General features: G+C 55.9%; 14 protein-coding genes. 7 read left to right on the plus strand and 7 right to left on the minus strand.

Features of this window, described 5'->3' with window-relative positions:
- Positions 1-11: 11 nt before the first annotated feature.
- Positions 12-1,175, minus strand: a complete 1,164-nt coding sequence (locus tag MUU53_RS04985) for a M20 aminoacylase family protein (RefSeq protein WP_247259899.1) — start codon at positions 1,173-1,175, stop codon at positions 12-14.
- 269 nt (positions 1,176-1,444) lie between these two features.
- Here MUU53_RS04985 and MUU53_RS04990 point away from each other — a divergent pair, with 269 nt between their 5' ends.
- The 4 genes from MUU53_RS04990 to MUU53_RS05005 all read left to right on the plus strand — a co-directional run bounded on the left by MUU53_RS04990 (position 1,445) and on the right by MUU53_RS05005 (position 7,179).
- Complete coding sequence (locus MUU53_RS04990; RefSeq protein ID WP_247259900.1) at positions 1,445-3,148, plus strand: peptide ABC transporter substrate-binding protein; 1,704 nt, start codon at positions 1,445-1,447, stop codon at positions 3,146-3,148.
- Between the two features lie 329 nt (positions 3,149-3,477).
- Positions 3,478-5,181 (plus strand): peptide ABC transporter substrate-binding protein, encoded by a 1,704-nt coding sequence (locus MUU53_RS04995; protein WP_247259901.1) that lies wholly within the window; start codon positions 3,478-3,480, stop codon positions 5,179-5,181.
- A gap of 74 nt (positions 5,182-5,255) precedes the next feature.
- A complete protein-coding gene (locus tag MUU53_RS05000; protein ID WP_062555822.1) occupies positions 5,256-6,266 on the plus strand; it encodes an ABC transporter permease in 1,011 nt (336 codons plus the stop codon).
- The gene (locus tag MUU53_RS05005; RefSeq protein ID WP_247259902.1) at positions 6,259-7,179 is read left to right on the plus strand and encodes an ABC transporter permease; all 921 of its coding nucleotides are present in this window, start codon (positions 6,259-6,261) and stop codon (positions 7,177-7,179) included. The genes MUU53_RS05000 and MUU53_RS05005 overlap by 8 nt, the downstream gene beginning before the upstream one ends.
- Positions 7,180-7,480: 301 nt before the next feature.
- Here MUU53_RS05005 and MUU53_RS05010 read toward each other — a convergent pair whose 3' ends face one another.
- Positions 7,481-8,491 carry a sensor histidine kinase gene (locus tag MUU53_RS05010; RefSeq protein WP_247259903.1) on the minus strand — a complete coding sequence of 337 codons (1,011 nt, stop codon included), beginning with the start codon at positions 8,489-8,491 and terminating at the stop codon, positions 7,481-7,483.
- Between the two features lie 312 nt (positions 8,492-8,803).
- Positions 8,804-9,598: a response regulator gene (locus MUU53_RS05015; protein ID WP_062555825.1), complete on the minus strand. Its 795-nt coding sequence runs from the start codon at positions 9,596-9,598 to the stop codon at positions 8,804-8,806.
- Between the two features lie 169 nt (positions 9,599-9,767).
- Between MUU53_RS05015 and MUU53_RS05020 the strand changes: the two genes are divergently transcribed.
- Both MUU53_RS05020 and MUU53_RS05025 read left to right on the plus strand, forming a co-directional pair.
- Complete coding sequence (locus tag MUU53_RS05020) at positions 9,768-9,950, plus strand: NepR family anti-sigma factor (protein WP_062555977.1); 183 nt, start codon at positions 9,768-9,770, stop codon at positions 9,948-9,950.
- The gene (locus MUU53_RS05025; RefSeq protein WP_247259904.1) at positions 9,947-10,513 is read left to right on the plus strand and encodes an RNA polymerase sigma factor; all 567 of its coding nucleotides are present in this window, start codon (positions 9,947-9,949) and stop codon (positions 10,511-10,513) included. The genes MUU53_RS05020 and MUU53_RS05025 overlap by 4 nt, the downstream gene beginning before the upstream one ends.
- On the opposite strand, the gene MUU53_RS05030 is transcribed toward MUU53_RS05025, so the two are convergent.
- Positions 10,510-11,016, minus strand: coding sequence for a response regulator (locus tag MUU53_RS05030; protein WP_247259905.1), 507 nt, complete (start codon positions 11,014-11,016; stop codon positions 10,510-10,512). The two genes, MUU53_RS05025 and MUU53_RS05030, sit on opposite strands and share 4 nt — an antisense overlap.
- On the opposite strand from MUU53_RS05030, the gene MUU53_RS05035 reads away from it, so the two are divergent.
- A complete protein-coding gene (locus MUU53_RS05035) occupies positions 10,998-11,756 on the plus strand; it encodes a Crp/Fnr family transcriptional regulator (protein ID WP_247259906.1) in 759 nt (252 codons plus the stop codon). The genes MUU53_RS05030 and MUU53_RS05035 overlap by 19 nt on opposite strands.
- 75 nt (positions 11,757-11,831) lie before the next feature.
- Here MUU53_RS05035 and MUU53_RS05040 read toward each other — a convergent pair whose 3' ends face one another.
- The 3 genes from MUU53_RS05040 to MUU53_RS05050 are packed head-to-tail and all read right to left on the minus strand — an operon-like array spanning position 11,832 to position 13,142.
- Positions 11,832-12,344, minus strand: a complete 513-nt coding sequence (locus tag MUU53_RS05040) for a Dps family protein (RefSeq protein WP_247259907.1) — start codon at positions 12,342-12,344, stop codon at positions 11,832-11,834.
- Positions 12,345-12,370: 26 nt separating this feature from the next.
- Positions 12,371-12,814 carry a hypothetical protein gene (locus tag MUU53_RS05045; RefSeq protein WP_247259908.1) on the minus strand — a complete coding sequence of 148 codons (444 nt, stop codon included), beginning with the start codon at positions 12,812-12,814 and terminating at the stop codon, positions 12,371-12,373.
- A gap of 1 nt (position 12,815) precedes the next feature.
- Positions 12,816-13,142: an ElaB/YgaM/YqjD family protein gene (locus MUU53_RS05050; RefSeq protein WP_244484783.1), complete on the minus strand. Its 327-nt coding sequence runs from the start codon at positions 13,140-13,142 to the stop codon at positions 12,816-12,818.
- Positions 13,143-13,338 lie beyond the last annotated feature (196 nt).

Consider the following 13,338-nt stretch of genomic DNA (forward strand, 5'->3'; position numbering starts at 1 on the left):
TCTACCGCAGATCAGGCAGCGAGCTTGGTTTCGGCCAGCGTCACCCAATAGCTTATGCCATAGGGAATGGCCTCGTCATTGAAGTCGTAGGCCGGGTGATGAAGATTGGCTCCCTCGCCTATTCCAAGGAAAATGAAGGCGCCCGGTCGGGCCTCCAGCATGTAGGAAAAATCCTCGGCGCCCATCTTTGGCGCCATTTCTGTTTCGACGCTCTTTTCGCCCGAAACATTGGCCGCGACAGATGCGGCAAAATCCGTTTCTTCCGCATGATTGACGGTGACCGGATAGCCCCGCACATAGTTGACCTCTGCAACCGCGCCATGGGCGAGTGCGGTTCCCTGCGCCACCTCGACCACGCGCTTGGCCGCAAGTTCGCGAACCTCTGGATCAAGCGTACGCACGGTTCCCGTCAGCTTCACATCCATCGGGATCACGTTATAGGCGTCTCCGCCGTGGACGGTCGTGACGGACACGACAACGGACTTCAGCGGATCCGTTTCGCGCGATGCGATCGATTGAAGTGCAACGATGACATAGGCCGAGGTCAGCACTGGATCGATGGAGAAATGCGGCTGTGCCGCGTGGCTTCCCTTGCCCTTGATGGTGATCTCGAAGGTATCGGCGGCCGCCATCACGCCGCCCTTGCGAATGGCGAAATCACCCAGCGGAATACCCGGCGTATTGTGCAGGCCATAGACTTCCTTGATGCCGAATTTCTCCATCATACCATCCTGCACCATAGCAAGACCGCCGCCGCCACCTTCTTCCGCCGGCTGGAAGATCACAGCGACGGAACCGGCAAATCGGCGTGTCTCGCACAGATACTGCGCCGCTCCGAGAAGCATTGCCGTATGACCGTCATGTCCGCAGGAATGCGCCTTGCCGGGGACCTTGGAGGCCCATGGCTTGCCGGAACTTTCCAGAATGGGCAGTGCATCCATGTCCGCACGCATGCCGATGGTCGGCCCGTCGCCGAGCGTTCCCTTGATGATGCCCACGACCCCGGTCTTGCCGATACCGGTTTCCACAAGGTCGCAACCGAAGGCCTTCAGCTTCTCCGCAACGAAGGCGGACGTCTTGAAAACATCATATAAAAGCTCCGGATTTTCATGAAGATGACGACGCCAGCCGGCGACTTCTTCCTGCATTTCAGCGGCGCGATTGAGAACTGGCATAAGTGCAACCTTATATAATTTCAGCTGTTTCCCTTATTGTTGCCGGGGATATTGCGATGTAACTGATAATAAATGCAAGCTTCAAATTTCATTCTTGAACTGCATTTTATCGTGTGAATATATAGACAAAGTTCCAGCTTCATCCATCACGGGCTAAGGAAACGACATCAACGCATCAGTCCATTCGCCATCTTGGGCATTGAGCATTTATCCGGACTCAAAGACTTGCCCGGCCCTTACAAATGTAAGCCCTCCCTCACATAAAGAGTATGTCAATGAGATCAGTTCTAGCAACGGCCCTGACCATTTTGAGCCTTTCGACAGCCCCTGCATGGGCTGCCCGCGCGACTGACGGTGAGGCCAAAATTCTCTTCTGGCAGGCCGTTTCCAGCATGAATCCCTACCTGTCTGGCGGCAGCAAGGAGGTTTATGCGGCCTCAATCGTCATCGAGCCTTTGGCCGGTTTCGATGAGAACGGGAAGATGTTTCCTCGCCTAGCGGCAGACATTCCGACGCTCGAAAATGGCGGGGTGTCGGCGGACAGGCTGTCGGTGACATGGAAGGTCAAAGATGGCTTGAAGTGGTCGGATGGAAGCGATGTAACCGCAGAGGATGTTGCTTTCACCTGGCGCTATTGCACGGCCCCCGGCGGCGGCTGCGCCCAGAGGGCAAAATTCGACGGGGTGGCAAAGGTCGAGGCAGTCGACCGGCTAACAGTCAAGATCACGTTCGATAAGCCAACGTCCTATGTATACGGTCCTTTCGTCGGCGCACTCTCGCCGATCATTCAGATGGCACAATTCAAGGATTGCATTGGCGAGAAGGCACAACAGTGCACGGCAGCCAACTTTGCGCCCATTGGTACCGGGCCATTCGTGGTGAAAGATTTTAAAGCTAACGACGTGGTTAGCTTTATAGCGAACCAGCATTATCGCGATCCTGCGAAACCTGCCTTCGCAACGCTGACGTTGAAGGGCGGAGGCGATGCGGCAGCCGCAGCGCGTGCCGTGCTGGAAACCGGCGAATTTGATTTTGCCTGGAATACGGTTATCGAGCCGGAAGTCATGGATTTAATGCTCAAGGCCGGAAAGGGACGCGTCGCCAGCGCTTTCAGTACGACAGTCGAGCGCATTCACCTCAATCCATTCGCAGTTGATCCGTCACTGGGCGCAAAGCGCTCAACGAGGGAAGCAGGCCCGCATCCTTCGCTTTCCGACCCTGCTGTGCGGCGTGCCCTATCGTTGGCAATTGATCGCGATATCCTGGTCGAGGCCGGATATGGCGCCGGCGGCAAGGCGACCTGCAACGTGATCCCCTCACCAGATGATTTTGCATCAAACGGCGTCGACTGGTGCCTTAAGCAGGATATCCCGGGAGCAAACAAGCTACTGGACGAGGCAGGCTGGGAAATGGGTGGTGATGGCATTCGCGCCAAAAATGGCGTCCGACTTGCCTATCTTTTCCAGACATCCACGAACTCTGTCCGTCAGGGCACACAGCAATTGGTGAAGGATTGGTGGAAGGAAATAGGTGTAGAGACTGAGCTGCGGAATGTACCCGCAACAGTTTATTTCGGAAGTGACCCCGCTAGCCCCGACACCTACAAGAAGTTCTATGCAGACATCGAGATGTATGCATCGGGCTTCGAGACAACCGATCCGGCCAAATTCCTGGCCGATTTCCGCTGCGACAAAATTCCATCGCCAAATGACGGCTGGCAAGGCGGAAACGTCGCTCGTTTCTGCGATCCCGCGTACGATACATTGATCGGCGATCTGAATAATGCATCTGGTCGCGCCGAGCGCGCAGTGATCATCAAGAAACTCAACGACATGCTTGTTAATAGCGGCTACGTCTTGCCAATCGTCAACCGCGGTGAACCTTCGACCATTGCCAACACCTTAGTCGACGCGAAAATAAACCCTTGGGATACGCAGCTGTGGAACGTCGAGAACTGGAAACGTGGCCGGTAGACGTGCAGGCTCAAGACATATAAAATTATCTTTATCAGTAACTTACCGAAGCCGAATGCAGCTTCGGTAAGTTTTCAACGCATGTCCTGTATGTTCGAAAATTCTATCTTGAACGAAAAATGTGCCTATGTTTAGATGGCTCAAATTTTGGTCATATAGATATTCGGGATGACGAAAACGTCGACCGGATAAAGGTCAAGGCGACGGGAGAAACACGAGGATTCATCATTCGGCTGGGAGGAAACAGCAGGATGGGAATGCGCGCAGCCGATGAGGCTCGCGCCGAGGCTATTTCAGCCAAAATCATTTTAATCTTCAAGGGGAAAACAATGAAGAGAACAAAGATCCTGTTGGCAGGTACGGTGGCCGCATTGGCCTTTGCCAATGTCGCACATGCCCAGCGCGGGACGGACGGGGACTTGAAGATCCTGTTCTGGCAGGCTGTTTCCACCCTCAATCCATATCTTTCCGGTGGCACGAAGGAAATTTACAGCGCCTCGCTCACGATTGAGCCTCTGGCGCGCTACGATGAAACCGGCAAGCTGACGCCGTGGCTGGTCACCGAAATTCCGACAGTCGACAATGGCGGCGTCGCCAAGGATATGAAGAGCATCACCTGGAAGCTGAAGCCAGGCGTGAAGTGGTCGGATGGCTCCGCCTTCACGGCAGAGGATGTGGTCTTCACCTGGCAGTACTGCACGGCCCCTGATGGCGGTTGCGCACAGAAAGCACAGTTCGAAGGCATTACCAACGTCGAGGCGGTGGATCCTCTGACGGTCAAGGTGTCTTTTGCAGAACCGAAATACTATCCCTATGGTGCTTTTGTTGGCGCGCAGCAGCCGATTATCCAGAAGGCTCAGTTCAAGGATTGCGTCGGCGCAAAGGCTCCGGGCTGCACATCCGCCAACTTCGGCCCCATCGGCACCGGCCCCTTCGTCGTCAAGGAATTCAAGCCGAACGACGTCATCACCTTCACCGCCAACGCCAACTATCGCGATGCAGCCAAGCCTGCCTTTGCGTCTGTCACCCTGAAGGGCGGCGGCGATGCGGCATCTGCGGCCCGCGCGGTTCTGGAAACCGGCGAATATGACTACGCCTGGAACATGCAGGTTGAGCCGGAAGTCCTGGCGACCATGCTGAAGGCTGGCAAGGGCACACTGGTGACGGCGTTCGGAACGCAGGTCGAGCGTATCAACCTGAATTGGACAAACCCTGATCCGAAGCTCGGCGACAAGCGCTCGACTGTCGAGGGCGGCAAGCATCCCGCACTCTCCGATCCGGCGGTTCGCAAGGCGCTCTCAATCGCCATCGACCGTGACATCATCGATGAAGCCGGTTATGGCGAAGCTGGCAAGCCGACCTGCAACATCGTTCCGGCTCCCGATGCCTACGTCTCGACCGCCAACGACTGGTGCCTGAAGCAGGACATCGAAGGCGCAAACAAACTTCTCGATCAGGCTGGCTGGAAGAAGGGCGCAGACGGCATTCGTGCCAAGGACGGCGTGAAGCTTTCCTTCCTCTACCAGACCTCTACCAACTCGGTCCGCCAGGGCACCCAGGCGCTCGTCAAGGATTGGTGGCAGCAGATCGGCGTTGCATCAGAACTGCGCAATGTCTCGGCCTCCGTCTTCTTCGGCGGCGACCCGGCAAGCCCGGATACCTTCCAGAAGTTCTATGCCGACGTGGAAATGTACACGAACAATTTCGATGGAACTGATCCGGAGAAGTATCTGGCAGAGTGGCTCTGCAACAAGATCCCGTCTCCGGCCAACGGCTGGCAGGGCCAGAACATTCCGCGTTACTGCAACCCGGAATACGACAAAATCATTGCCGAGCTTTCCAAGACGGCTGATCTCGGCAAGCGCGCCGAACTTGCCAAGAAGGCCAACGACATGCTGACCGCCGAGGGCGCCCATATTCCGCTCATCCATCGCGGCCAGATTTCGTCCCACTCGGTCAAATTGAGCGGCGTGAAGATGAATGCTTGGGATTCCGAACTCTGGAATGCCGCAGACTGGTCTCGCAAGAAGTAACTGAGTGAAAGCGGGCCTCCCCCAAATGGCGAGGCCCGCTTTTCCTTGCTCCAAAAGCGTCTGGAGACCGCCATATGTTTACCTATACGATCCGGCGACTTATGTTTGCCGTGCCGACGCTGCTTGTCATAAGTTTCGTCATTTTTGCGCTGCTTGATCTTGCGCCCAATGATCCGCTCGGCGACCTGCCGCTCACCATACCGCCGGAAGTGCGCGAGCAGATCCGCGCCTCGATGGGTCTCGATCAGCCTTTCCTCATCCGCTATCTCTTGTGGTTGAAGCAGTTCTTCATCAACGAGCCGCTCAACATCTTCGAACAGATGACCGGCATCACCGTTGGCGATGGCGAGCGGATGCGCGTGCTCTCCTGGGCGACCCGCAGCCCGGTCGTCGACCTCATCGTACAACGCATGCCGCAAACCCTCTGGGTCGTCGGCATGGCCTATCTGTTCGGTGTGCTGATAGCGATACCAGTCGGCGTCATTTCCGCCTATCGCCAGTATTCGATCTTTGACCAGATCGGCACCTTCGTAACCATGGTCGGCTATTCGGTGCCAACCTTCTTTACCGGCGTCGTGCTGATCGTCATCTTCTCGTCCTACCTGCAATGGTTTCCGTCGATCTACGACACCAATCTGGTCGTCAACGACTGGTCGAGCTTCGTCCAGCAGGTCAAGCAGATGGTTCTGCCGGTCACGGTTCTGGCGCTCTATAACGCCTCCCAGATTGCTCGCTTCGTTCGCGCCTCCATGCTGGACAATCTCAGCCAGGATTACGTGCGCACGGCGCGTGCGAAAGGCGTGAAGGAAAAGGCGGTCCTTCTTGTGCACGTCCTGCGCAACAGCTTGATCCCGGTGGTTACGGTCATTGCGCTGGGTGTCCCGACAATTTTCTCCGGCGCCATCATCACCGAGCAGATCTTCCGTGTGAACGGGCTCGGACAACTGCTGATCACGGCAGTTCAGGGCGCCGATATTCCGCTCGTACAAACCCTGACGTTCATCTTTGCGGTCCTGATCGTCCTCTTTAACCTGATTGCCGATGTTCTTTACGGCATCCTTGATCCGAGGATCCGCTATGACTGATGCCGTCATTGACCAGCCTGTAACCGCCAAGCCGGAGATCGAAACGCCCTCGATCCTGTTCTGGAGAAAGTTTCGCAAGCATAAAGGTGGCGTCGCAGGGCTGGTGGTCTTCGCCCTCATCGTCCTGATCGTCTATGTCGGTCCATTCATCCACACGATTGATCCGAACAAGATCGACATCCGCGCGAAGAATCAGGGCCCTTCCTGGAAGCACCCGTTCGGCACTGACAACCTTGGCCATGATATGCTGGCACAGGTCATGGCTGGTGGACAGATCTCGCTGGCCGTGGGCTTGACCGCCATGTTGCTGGCCCTGCTGCTTGGCACTTTGGTCGGCGTGCTGTCGGGTTATTTCCGCAAGCTCGATGGCCCCTTGATGCGCCTGACGGACCTGTTCCTGGCGCTGCCGCTACTGCCGCTCCTGCTCGTCATCATCATGCTGTTTCGCGATACTCTTCGTGCAGCATTCGGTCCGGAGACCGGCATTTTCATCTTGATCGTCTTCGTCATCGGCGTCACAAGCTGGATGCACACTGCCCGTATCGTTCGCGGCGATGTTCTGGCGGTGAAGAGCCAGGAGTTCATCGTGGCGGCGAAAAGCAGTGGCATGAGGGAACATCGCATCGTGCTGCGTCACATCCTGCCAAATGTGCTCAGCTCGATCATGGTGTCGGCAACGCTTGGGATCGCGGCTGCGATCATCACAGAGTCTGCTCTGTCGTTCCTCGGTCTCGGATTTCCATCGGACTTCCCGACATGGGGCCGTCTTCTGTTTGACGGGGCGAACTTCCTGCAGCTGACGCCGTCGCGCGTCTTCTGGCCGGGGCTCGCGATCTCACTGACCGTTCTTAGCGTCAACTACATTGGCGACGCTGTACGGGACGCACTCGATCCCAGAACCCAGGCCCGCTGATATAGAGCCAAACGATGCCCTGATCATCCGGGGCATCGTCCATCCAGCACACAGAAATCTTTTTTGATTTTTTTTGGAACGGGCGGAACCTTGCGGAGGCTGATCCGTTGTTGGTGTATCTGGAAGCGCCCCCGTCCCCCGCCCTTCAAGCTTCCGGATATCTCTTCATCCCCCTCGAAGAGACCCAACGGTCTTGGCTTCTGTAAAAGGAAACCAAGACCGTTTCTTTTTGTGCGGAATGCAAAACCGACAGTGATACCAAAGGCGCCACGCCTGCGGTGTCTCGATAACGATCGGGAAATTATTCCGACGCGTGTTCCAATGGAAAAACGAGGCTGTAGCTGATACGATCCAGCGTGATAGCATAGCGCGCCTTGCCGTTGACGGAAGCAGGCACGACGCGCTCCAGAACGGTACTGCCGAAATTCGCCTTCAGGCTGCCGCCGTCCCTGCCCTCGATATGACGAACCGAATTGGGCAGTCCTTCCTCCCAGCGTATTTCAAGTGAATCCTGACCATTCGCCTGCACACGCTGACAGGTCACCTGAATGGCTTGGCCGCTCTTCGAAAAGGATCCATGACTAACCGCATTGACGATCAGTTCATGCAGGGCCAGACCAAGGTGCAGGGATGCATTCGGACTCAAGAGGACATTATCGCCACTAACCTTGATCAGATGCGCGTTCTCAGGAAGGTATTTCTCAGTCTGCTGCTGCACCAGTTCATAGAAAAATGCGCCTCGCCAGCTCGAATCCGTAATGAGATCCTGCGACTGCGAAAGCGAATAGAGCCGCCCCCGAAACTTGTTGAGAAATACATCCAACGTTACGGAATAGCGTGCCGTCTGCAACGCGATGCTTTGAATAATCGCCAGCAGGTTTTTCGAGCGATGACTGACTTCGCGCAGCAGCGCCCGCAGAAGTCGCTCCCGATGGCGCTCCTCCGAACGATCAATAATCGTGGTTACGAGATGCATGCCACCCCGTGGCCTGAACACTGCCTGAACCCTGAACTCGTAAACTTCGTCGGAGTTCACGGTGAACTCCATATGCCCCTTCTGGCCATGTTCAGTGATGCCATCTTTCAGCAGCTTCAACTTCGCAGCAATTTCCTCACCAAACAAACTGGTATCGGTTGGTGTATCGGTCAGCGCCTGCGACCAGGCATCCGGCAGGTTGGTGACAAAAATGTAACGACGCTGGAGATCCTGGATCGTGACGCTCGCACCGAGATCCAGGAGAGCGGGCATGAAAAAATCGCGTAACGCCTCACCGCTTTCACCAGCCTGTTGCCATGTCAGCTGATGCGACAATTACGTGCTCCGCTCTTATCTGCGATACCTGACATATACGCACTCTTGCATATTCGGCCGTGCTGTGCCCCTTATAGGCGGCAACACGGCCGGTCTCAAGCCGATACGCAATTAATTTCTGCTCTCTTAAACCGAACGGTCGGACGGCTATCCGGGCCAGACCACTCAGCAATCTGTAGTCGAAGTCTAAAGCTTGGCCCAAGTCACAACTGCCGAAGGCATCCGTTTAGGGGTCGACGGCTGAACGCTCAACCATCGCCTTGGTTCCAAACAGAACAGTCATATCAGTGCTATGTATCAATGGCCGTCTGTTCAAGCAGCAGCCTTGACAGCCTCATTGAAGAAGAGCGCTTGGCTGATCAAAGCTTTGACCATGTCAGGGTTGAACGGCTTCGTCACCAAGAAGGCGGGCTCCGGCCGCTCGCCTGTCAGCAGGCGCTCCGGAAACGCGGTAATAAAGATGACTGGGACGCTGGAGGATTTCAGAATTTCATTCACGGCATCGATACCAGAACTGCCGTCTGCCAGCTGAATGTCGGCCAAAACCATTTTCGGGCTCGAACTCTGGAAAAGAGCAACGGCTTCCTTGTGCGTGCGGGCAATGCCAGTCACGCGGTGGCCAAGATCCTGCACCATCTGCTCGATATCGAGAGCAATGAGCGGCTCGTCTTCGATGATCATAATATCGGTCGCAACCTGACGCGAGATCTCGCGCGATGCCTCATCCAGCAGGCGCGTAACCTCATTGACGTCGACGTCCAATATTTCCGCCGTTTCCTCCAAGGTGAAACCCTCGACAGAAATTAGGAGGAAGGCGTGTCGCGCCTGCGATGGAAGCGACGCAAGATTGGCAACGGCACGCTGCTCCCACGCGAAGGGCGACTCGATTGGACGGATCTCGATTGCAGTGGAACCAAAGATTGCGACGAAAAGTTTATACAGCGAAACGCGGTCCTTTGAACTTTCCGGAAAGATGGAAATATCGGCAATCAAAGCTTCCAGGACCGCCGCGACATATGCGTCTCCCGAGGTCTGCGAGCCTGTTACGGCGCGGGCGTAACGGCGCAGATAAGGAAGGTGGGACGCAACGCGAGTGGTAAGTGACATTCAGAATCTCCCCTGATGCCCAGTGGGCAATGAACGTGGTATCAACGGTAACCTAGAAAAAAAGTTCCGTCTTCAGGGAACTTTTTTTATTCGAGCGCATTCTCAATTGACGATACTGCAATAGGCTGCCTGCGTGATGAGTGAAGACGAAACCAGAAACAAAGAAAAGATGAACACACCACAATCGAGCAACTTCCGGCCGGGCGCCATGCTACCGAACGCTTCGATTTCGCGCAAATTGCGGGAATTTTATGATGCGGTTCAGGAAGAAGGCATTCCGGATCGCTTTCTCGATCTCTTGGAACGTCTCGAAGAGGCTGAAAAGAGTGCAAAATCGGTGAATGCGAAATGATCACGGATCAAGAAAATGACGATCGCGCTTTTAAGCGAGACCTTTTGGCATCCTTGCCAAATCTTCGTGCTTTTGCGGTCTCACTGACGGGCCGTCACGACAAGGCTGATGACCTGGTGCAAGATACTATCATGAAGGCCTGGGGAAACCAGAAGAGTTTCACGGCGGGCACAAACATGCGCGCCTGGCTGTTCACGATACTTCGCAACGAATTTTACAGCCAGATGCGCAAGCGTGGACGTGAAGTTCAGGATAGCGACGGCCTGTTCAGCGAGCGGTTCTCAGTGCATCCTGAACAGTATGGCCGTCTGGATCTGCAGGACTTCCGCAAGGCGCTGGATACTTTGCCCGACGATCAGCGTGAAGCCATCATTCTGGTGGGTGCTGCAGGCTTTGCCTATGAAGAAGCGGCGACGATCTGCGGCTGTGCCGTCGGCACGATCAAAAGCCGCGTTTCTCGTGCCCGCGCAAGGCTTCAGGAAATTCTGGGTGTTTCCGGCGAAGGCGATTTCGGTCCCGATCCCGGCGATGCCGCAATCACAGCAAGAGCTTTCGGAAGCTAGAACCGCTTCGCGGCAGCATAAACGTCCTGCACCACCGCTACCAATCTCTCATCATCGAACGGTTTCAACATAACAGGAATTCCTTGAAATCCCGGAACTCCTGAACGGTGACGGCTGTCCACGGACGTAAAAACAAATCCAGCGCCCGCCTCCCGCAGGCGCTGGATTCTCCCCCATAGAACCTCCGTTACGAAATCGATGTCAATCAACATGACATCGAACGCCCCTTCCTTAAGCAAGGTGTCGACATCGCGCGGCATGGCAATCGTGACGCAGCACCCGAATGCCTCTCCTAGAACCTGCTCGGCTTCCATAGCCACCAGATAGTGTGTATCGATGACCAGAAGGCGCACGCGAATGTCCCGGATGGTGAAACCAAGGAAAGCCATAGAACATTCATGGAACGGTGGGTCATTTAAAAAAGACATAGCAGCACTCAGTTTTTCTTCTATTGTCTTTTTCCCATGCCAAAAATCGGTCCGCCATGGCTCAAAGCAAATCATTCGCTGCTGTCCGCATCCCCTGTGAACTCTGTCCGTTACGTGCTCGGGAGACATTCCGTGATTTTGATTCGACCGAACTTGGGTTCGTGTCCTCCTTCAAGATTGCGGAACTTCTCCTCGAACCGGGAACGACAATCATTGACGAAGGCCAGCGCCACCCACAACTCTACACGGCTCTCGCAGGATGGGGCTTCCGTTACAAGATCCTGGAGGATGGGCGTCGGCAGGTCCTGAACTACGTGCTGCCCGGGGACCTGATTGGCCTGCAAGGCAATCTGATGTCGGAAATGCTGCATTCGGTCGAGGCGCTGACGAAGATGACCCTTTGTGTCTTCGAGCGCGAACGTCTGACCGCTCTCTTCCAGAACCATCCGTCGCTGGCCTATGACCTCACCTGGATTGCCTCGCGCGAGGAATCCATACTGGATGAACATCTTCTCTCCGTCGGGCGCCGCACGGCTCTGGAGCGCGCGGCCTATCTTCTCGCCTTCCTGGATCACCGGGCTCAGGCCACCGGCGTTTTCCCCGAAGAAGGGCCGAAGGTTCTGCCCCTGACCCAGCAGCATGTTGCCGATACACTGGGACTGTCGCTCGTCCACACGAACAAGACATTGAGGCGTCTGTCGGATGCGGGTGTCGTGCGCTGGCTGGATCGCGGTTCGGAGGTTCTGGAGCGCGGCAAGCTCTTCGATATTGCAGGCTGGCAACCATCTGTCGAAGGCATGCGCCCATTCATCTGACTTGCTTCATCAGACAGACTTCCCAAACGAAAAACGCCCCGAAACCGGGGCGCCTTCGAATCAAGGAATATCGCGTTATTCCGCGACGATTGCCCGCAGCATCCAGAGTGCTTTTTCATGGAATGTCAGGCGGTCGGTCAGCATGTCTGCGGTCACCACATCGCCGGCTTCGTCAGCCTTTTCCGCCGTGTCACGCATGACCTTGACGGCAGCCTCATGGTCGGCGACGAGGTCGTTGACCATGTCCACGGCCGTCAGCTTGCCAACTTCGTTCGCCTTTGGCGCAAACTGGGCTGCTTCGCCCAGCGTTGCCGGAGCAAGGTGTCCAAGCGCGCGGATCCGTTCCGCGATGATGTCCGAAGCCTTGAACAGCGCGTTATAGTGCTCTTCCGTCAATTCGTGCAGCGGCTTGAACAGAGGGCCAACAACGTTCCAGTGGTAAACATGGCTCTTGATCGTCAGCCGATAGGTAGCAGCCAGAATATCGGACAGGCTCTTTGCAGCCTGCGCCCGGTATTTCGACTCGAGCCCAATATTGATCTCTTCGTCGTGGGACTTGGGTTTAAGAACTGCAGATGCGTTTGCCATGTCATGGCTCCTCTGTTTGAGCTTGTTTAAGCGCTTGGGTTCGATGGATCGTTTCCACCGCCCAGAAGCTTCAATGCGATGAGGCCCACACCGCCCGATATGGCGGCGGCCATAAGCGGTTTCGATTTCACCAGCAGCGGCAGCGCTGAGACCGCCGCTGTCAACATCATGGCCCGGCTGCCTGCGGCTGCCTCGCGACGACGCTTTTCATCGGCCTTGTTCTTGATGGACACCGCCAGAAGAATAATCAGGACGATGAGCAGTGCCCCACCTGCAACCGATGCAAGGGCAGTTACCGGGCCGACCTTGCGAGAGAGATAAACTGCAAGCGCTGCAATGCCGGTTCCATAGGCCGTCAGTGCAAAGAGCGCAGCAATGGCATAGAGAATGACATTGCGCTTGGTCCGCTGGGCGAAACCTCGCACATCCGACGTCAACAGCGAGGCCAGAAGAGGCGCAAGTGCACCCATGTTAGCGACGCGACAGAAGCGCGAACAGGAAGCCGATGCCGGCAGCGATTGCCACAGACTGAAGCGGCTTTGTGCGGATCTGGCGCTCGATATCCTTTTCGATCGACTGAAACTGCGCACGGGCAGAATCAAGAGCCTGTGCCGAAGCATCCATGGCCTCATTCGAGGCACGACGCGCCTTGTACTTCAGGTCATCAGCCTTGTTGGATCCGGCAGCGGCCACGGAACGGGCAAGGGCCGCAAGGTCTTCGCGAAGTTGCTGGAGCTGCTTTTCGATATCGCCTTCAGAACCGGTACGCGTGAAATCATTCGGTGAATTCATGGACATCATCATCTCCTGATAATTGAATAAGACCCGGAAAGCAGATCGGCTCTGGCGCCAATCGTCCCCCACTGCGACGAGCACCCCGCAGGCTCTCGTTTTCATGCCGTCAACGCCGATCTCTGCAATTTGTTCCTTAACCGACCGGGAACAAAAAAGCCTTGAGCGATGTCAATCGCTCAAGGCTTATGATCTTCGCAGA

This window comes from Affinirhizobium lemnae (assembly GCF_022968395.1).
Taxonomy (GTDB): domain Bacteria; phylum Pseudomonadota; class Alphaproteobacteria; order Rhizobiales; family Rhizobiaceae; genus Neorhizobium; species Neorhizobium lemnae.

Coding starts and splice junctions, on each gene's coding strand:
- MUU53_RS04985 (WP_247259899.1), bottom strand. CDS start 1,175: ATGCCAGTTCTCAATCGCGCCGCTGAAATGCAGGAAGAAGTCGCCGGC.
- MUU53_RS04990 (WP_247259900.1), top strand. CDS start 1,445: ATGTCAATGAGATCAGTTCTAGCAACGGCCCTGACCATTTTGAGCCTT.
- MUU53_RS04995 (WP_247259901.1), top strand. CDS start 3,478: ATGAAGAGAACAAAGATCCTGTTGGCAGGTACGGTGGCCGCATTGGCC.
- MUU53_RS05000 (WP_062555822.1), top strand. CDS start 5,256: ATGTTTACCTATACGATCCGGCGACTTATGTTTGCCGTGCCGACGCTG.
- MUU53_RS05005 (WP_247259902.1), top strand. CDS start 6,259: ATGACTGATGCCGTCATTGACCAGCCTGTAACCGCCAAGCCGGAGATC.
- MUU53_RS05015 (WP_062555825.1), bottom strand. CDS start 9,598: ATGTCACTTACCACTCGCGTTGCGTCCCACCTTCCTTATCTGCGCCGT.
- MUU53_RS05020 (WP_062555977.1), top strand. CDS start 9,768: ATGAACACACCACAATCGAGCAACTTCCGGCCGGGCGCCATGCTACCG.
- MUU53_RS05025 (WP_247259904.1), top strand. CDS start 9,947: ATGATCACGGATCAAGAAAATGACGATCGCGCTTTTAAGCGAGACCTT.
- MUU53_RS05035 (WP_247259906.1), top strand. CDS start 10,998: ATGGCTCAAAGCAAATCATTCGCTGCTGTCCGCATCCCCTGTGAACTC.
- MUU53_RS05030 (WP_247259905.1), bottom strand. CDS start 11,016: ATGATTTGCTTTGAGCCATGGCGGACCGATTTTTGGCATGGGAAAAAG.
- MUU53_RS05040 (WP_247259907.1), bottom strand. CDS start 12,344: ATGGCAAACGCATCTGCAGTTCTTAAACCCAAGTCCCACGACGAAGAG.
- MUU53_RS05045 (WP_247259908.1), bottom strand. CDS start 12,814: ATGGGTGCACTTGCGCCTCTTCTGGCCTCGCTGTTGACGTCGGATGTG.
- MUU53_RS05050 (WP_244484783.1), bottom strand. CDS start 13,142: ATGTCCATGAATTCACCGAATGATTTCACGCGTACCGGTTCTGAAGGC.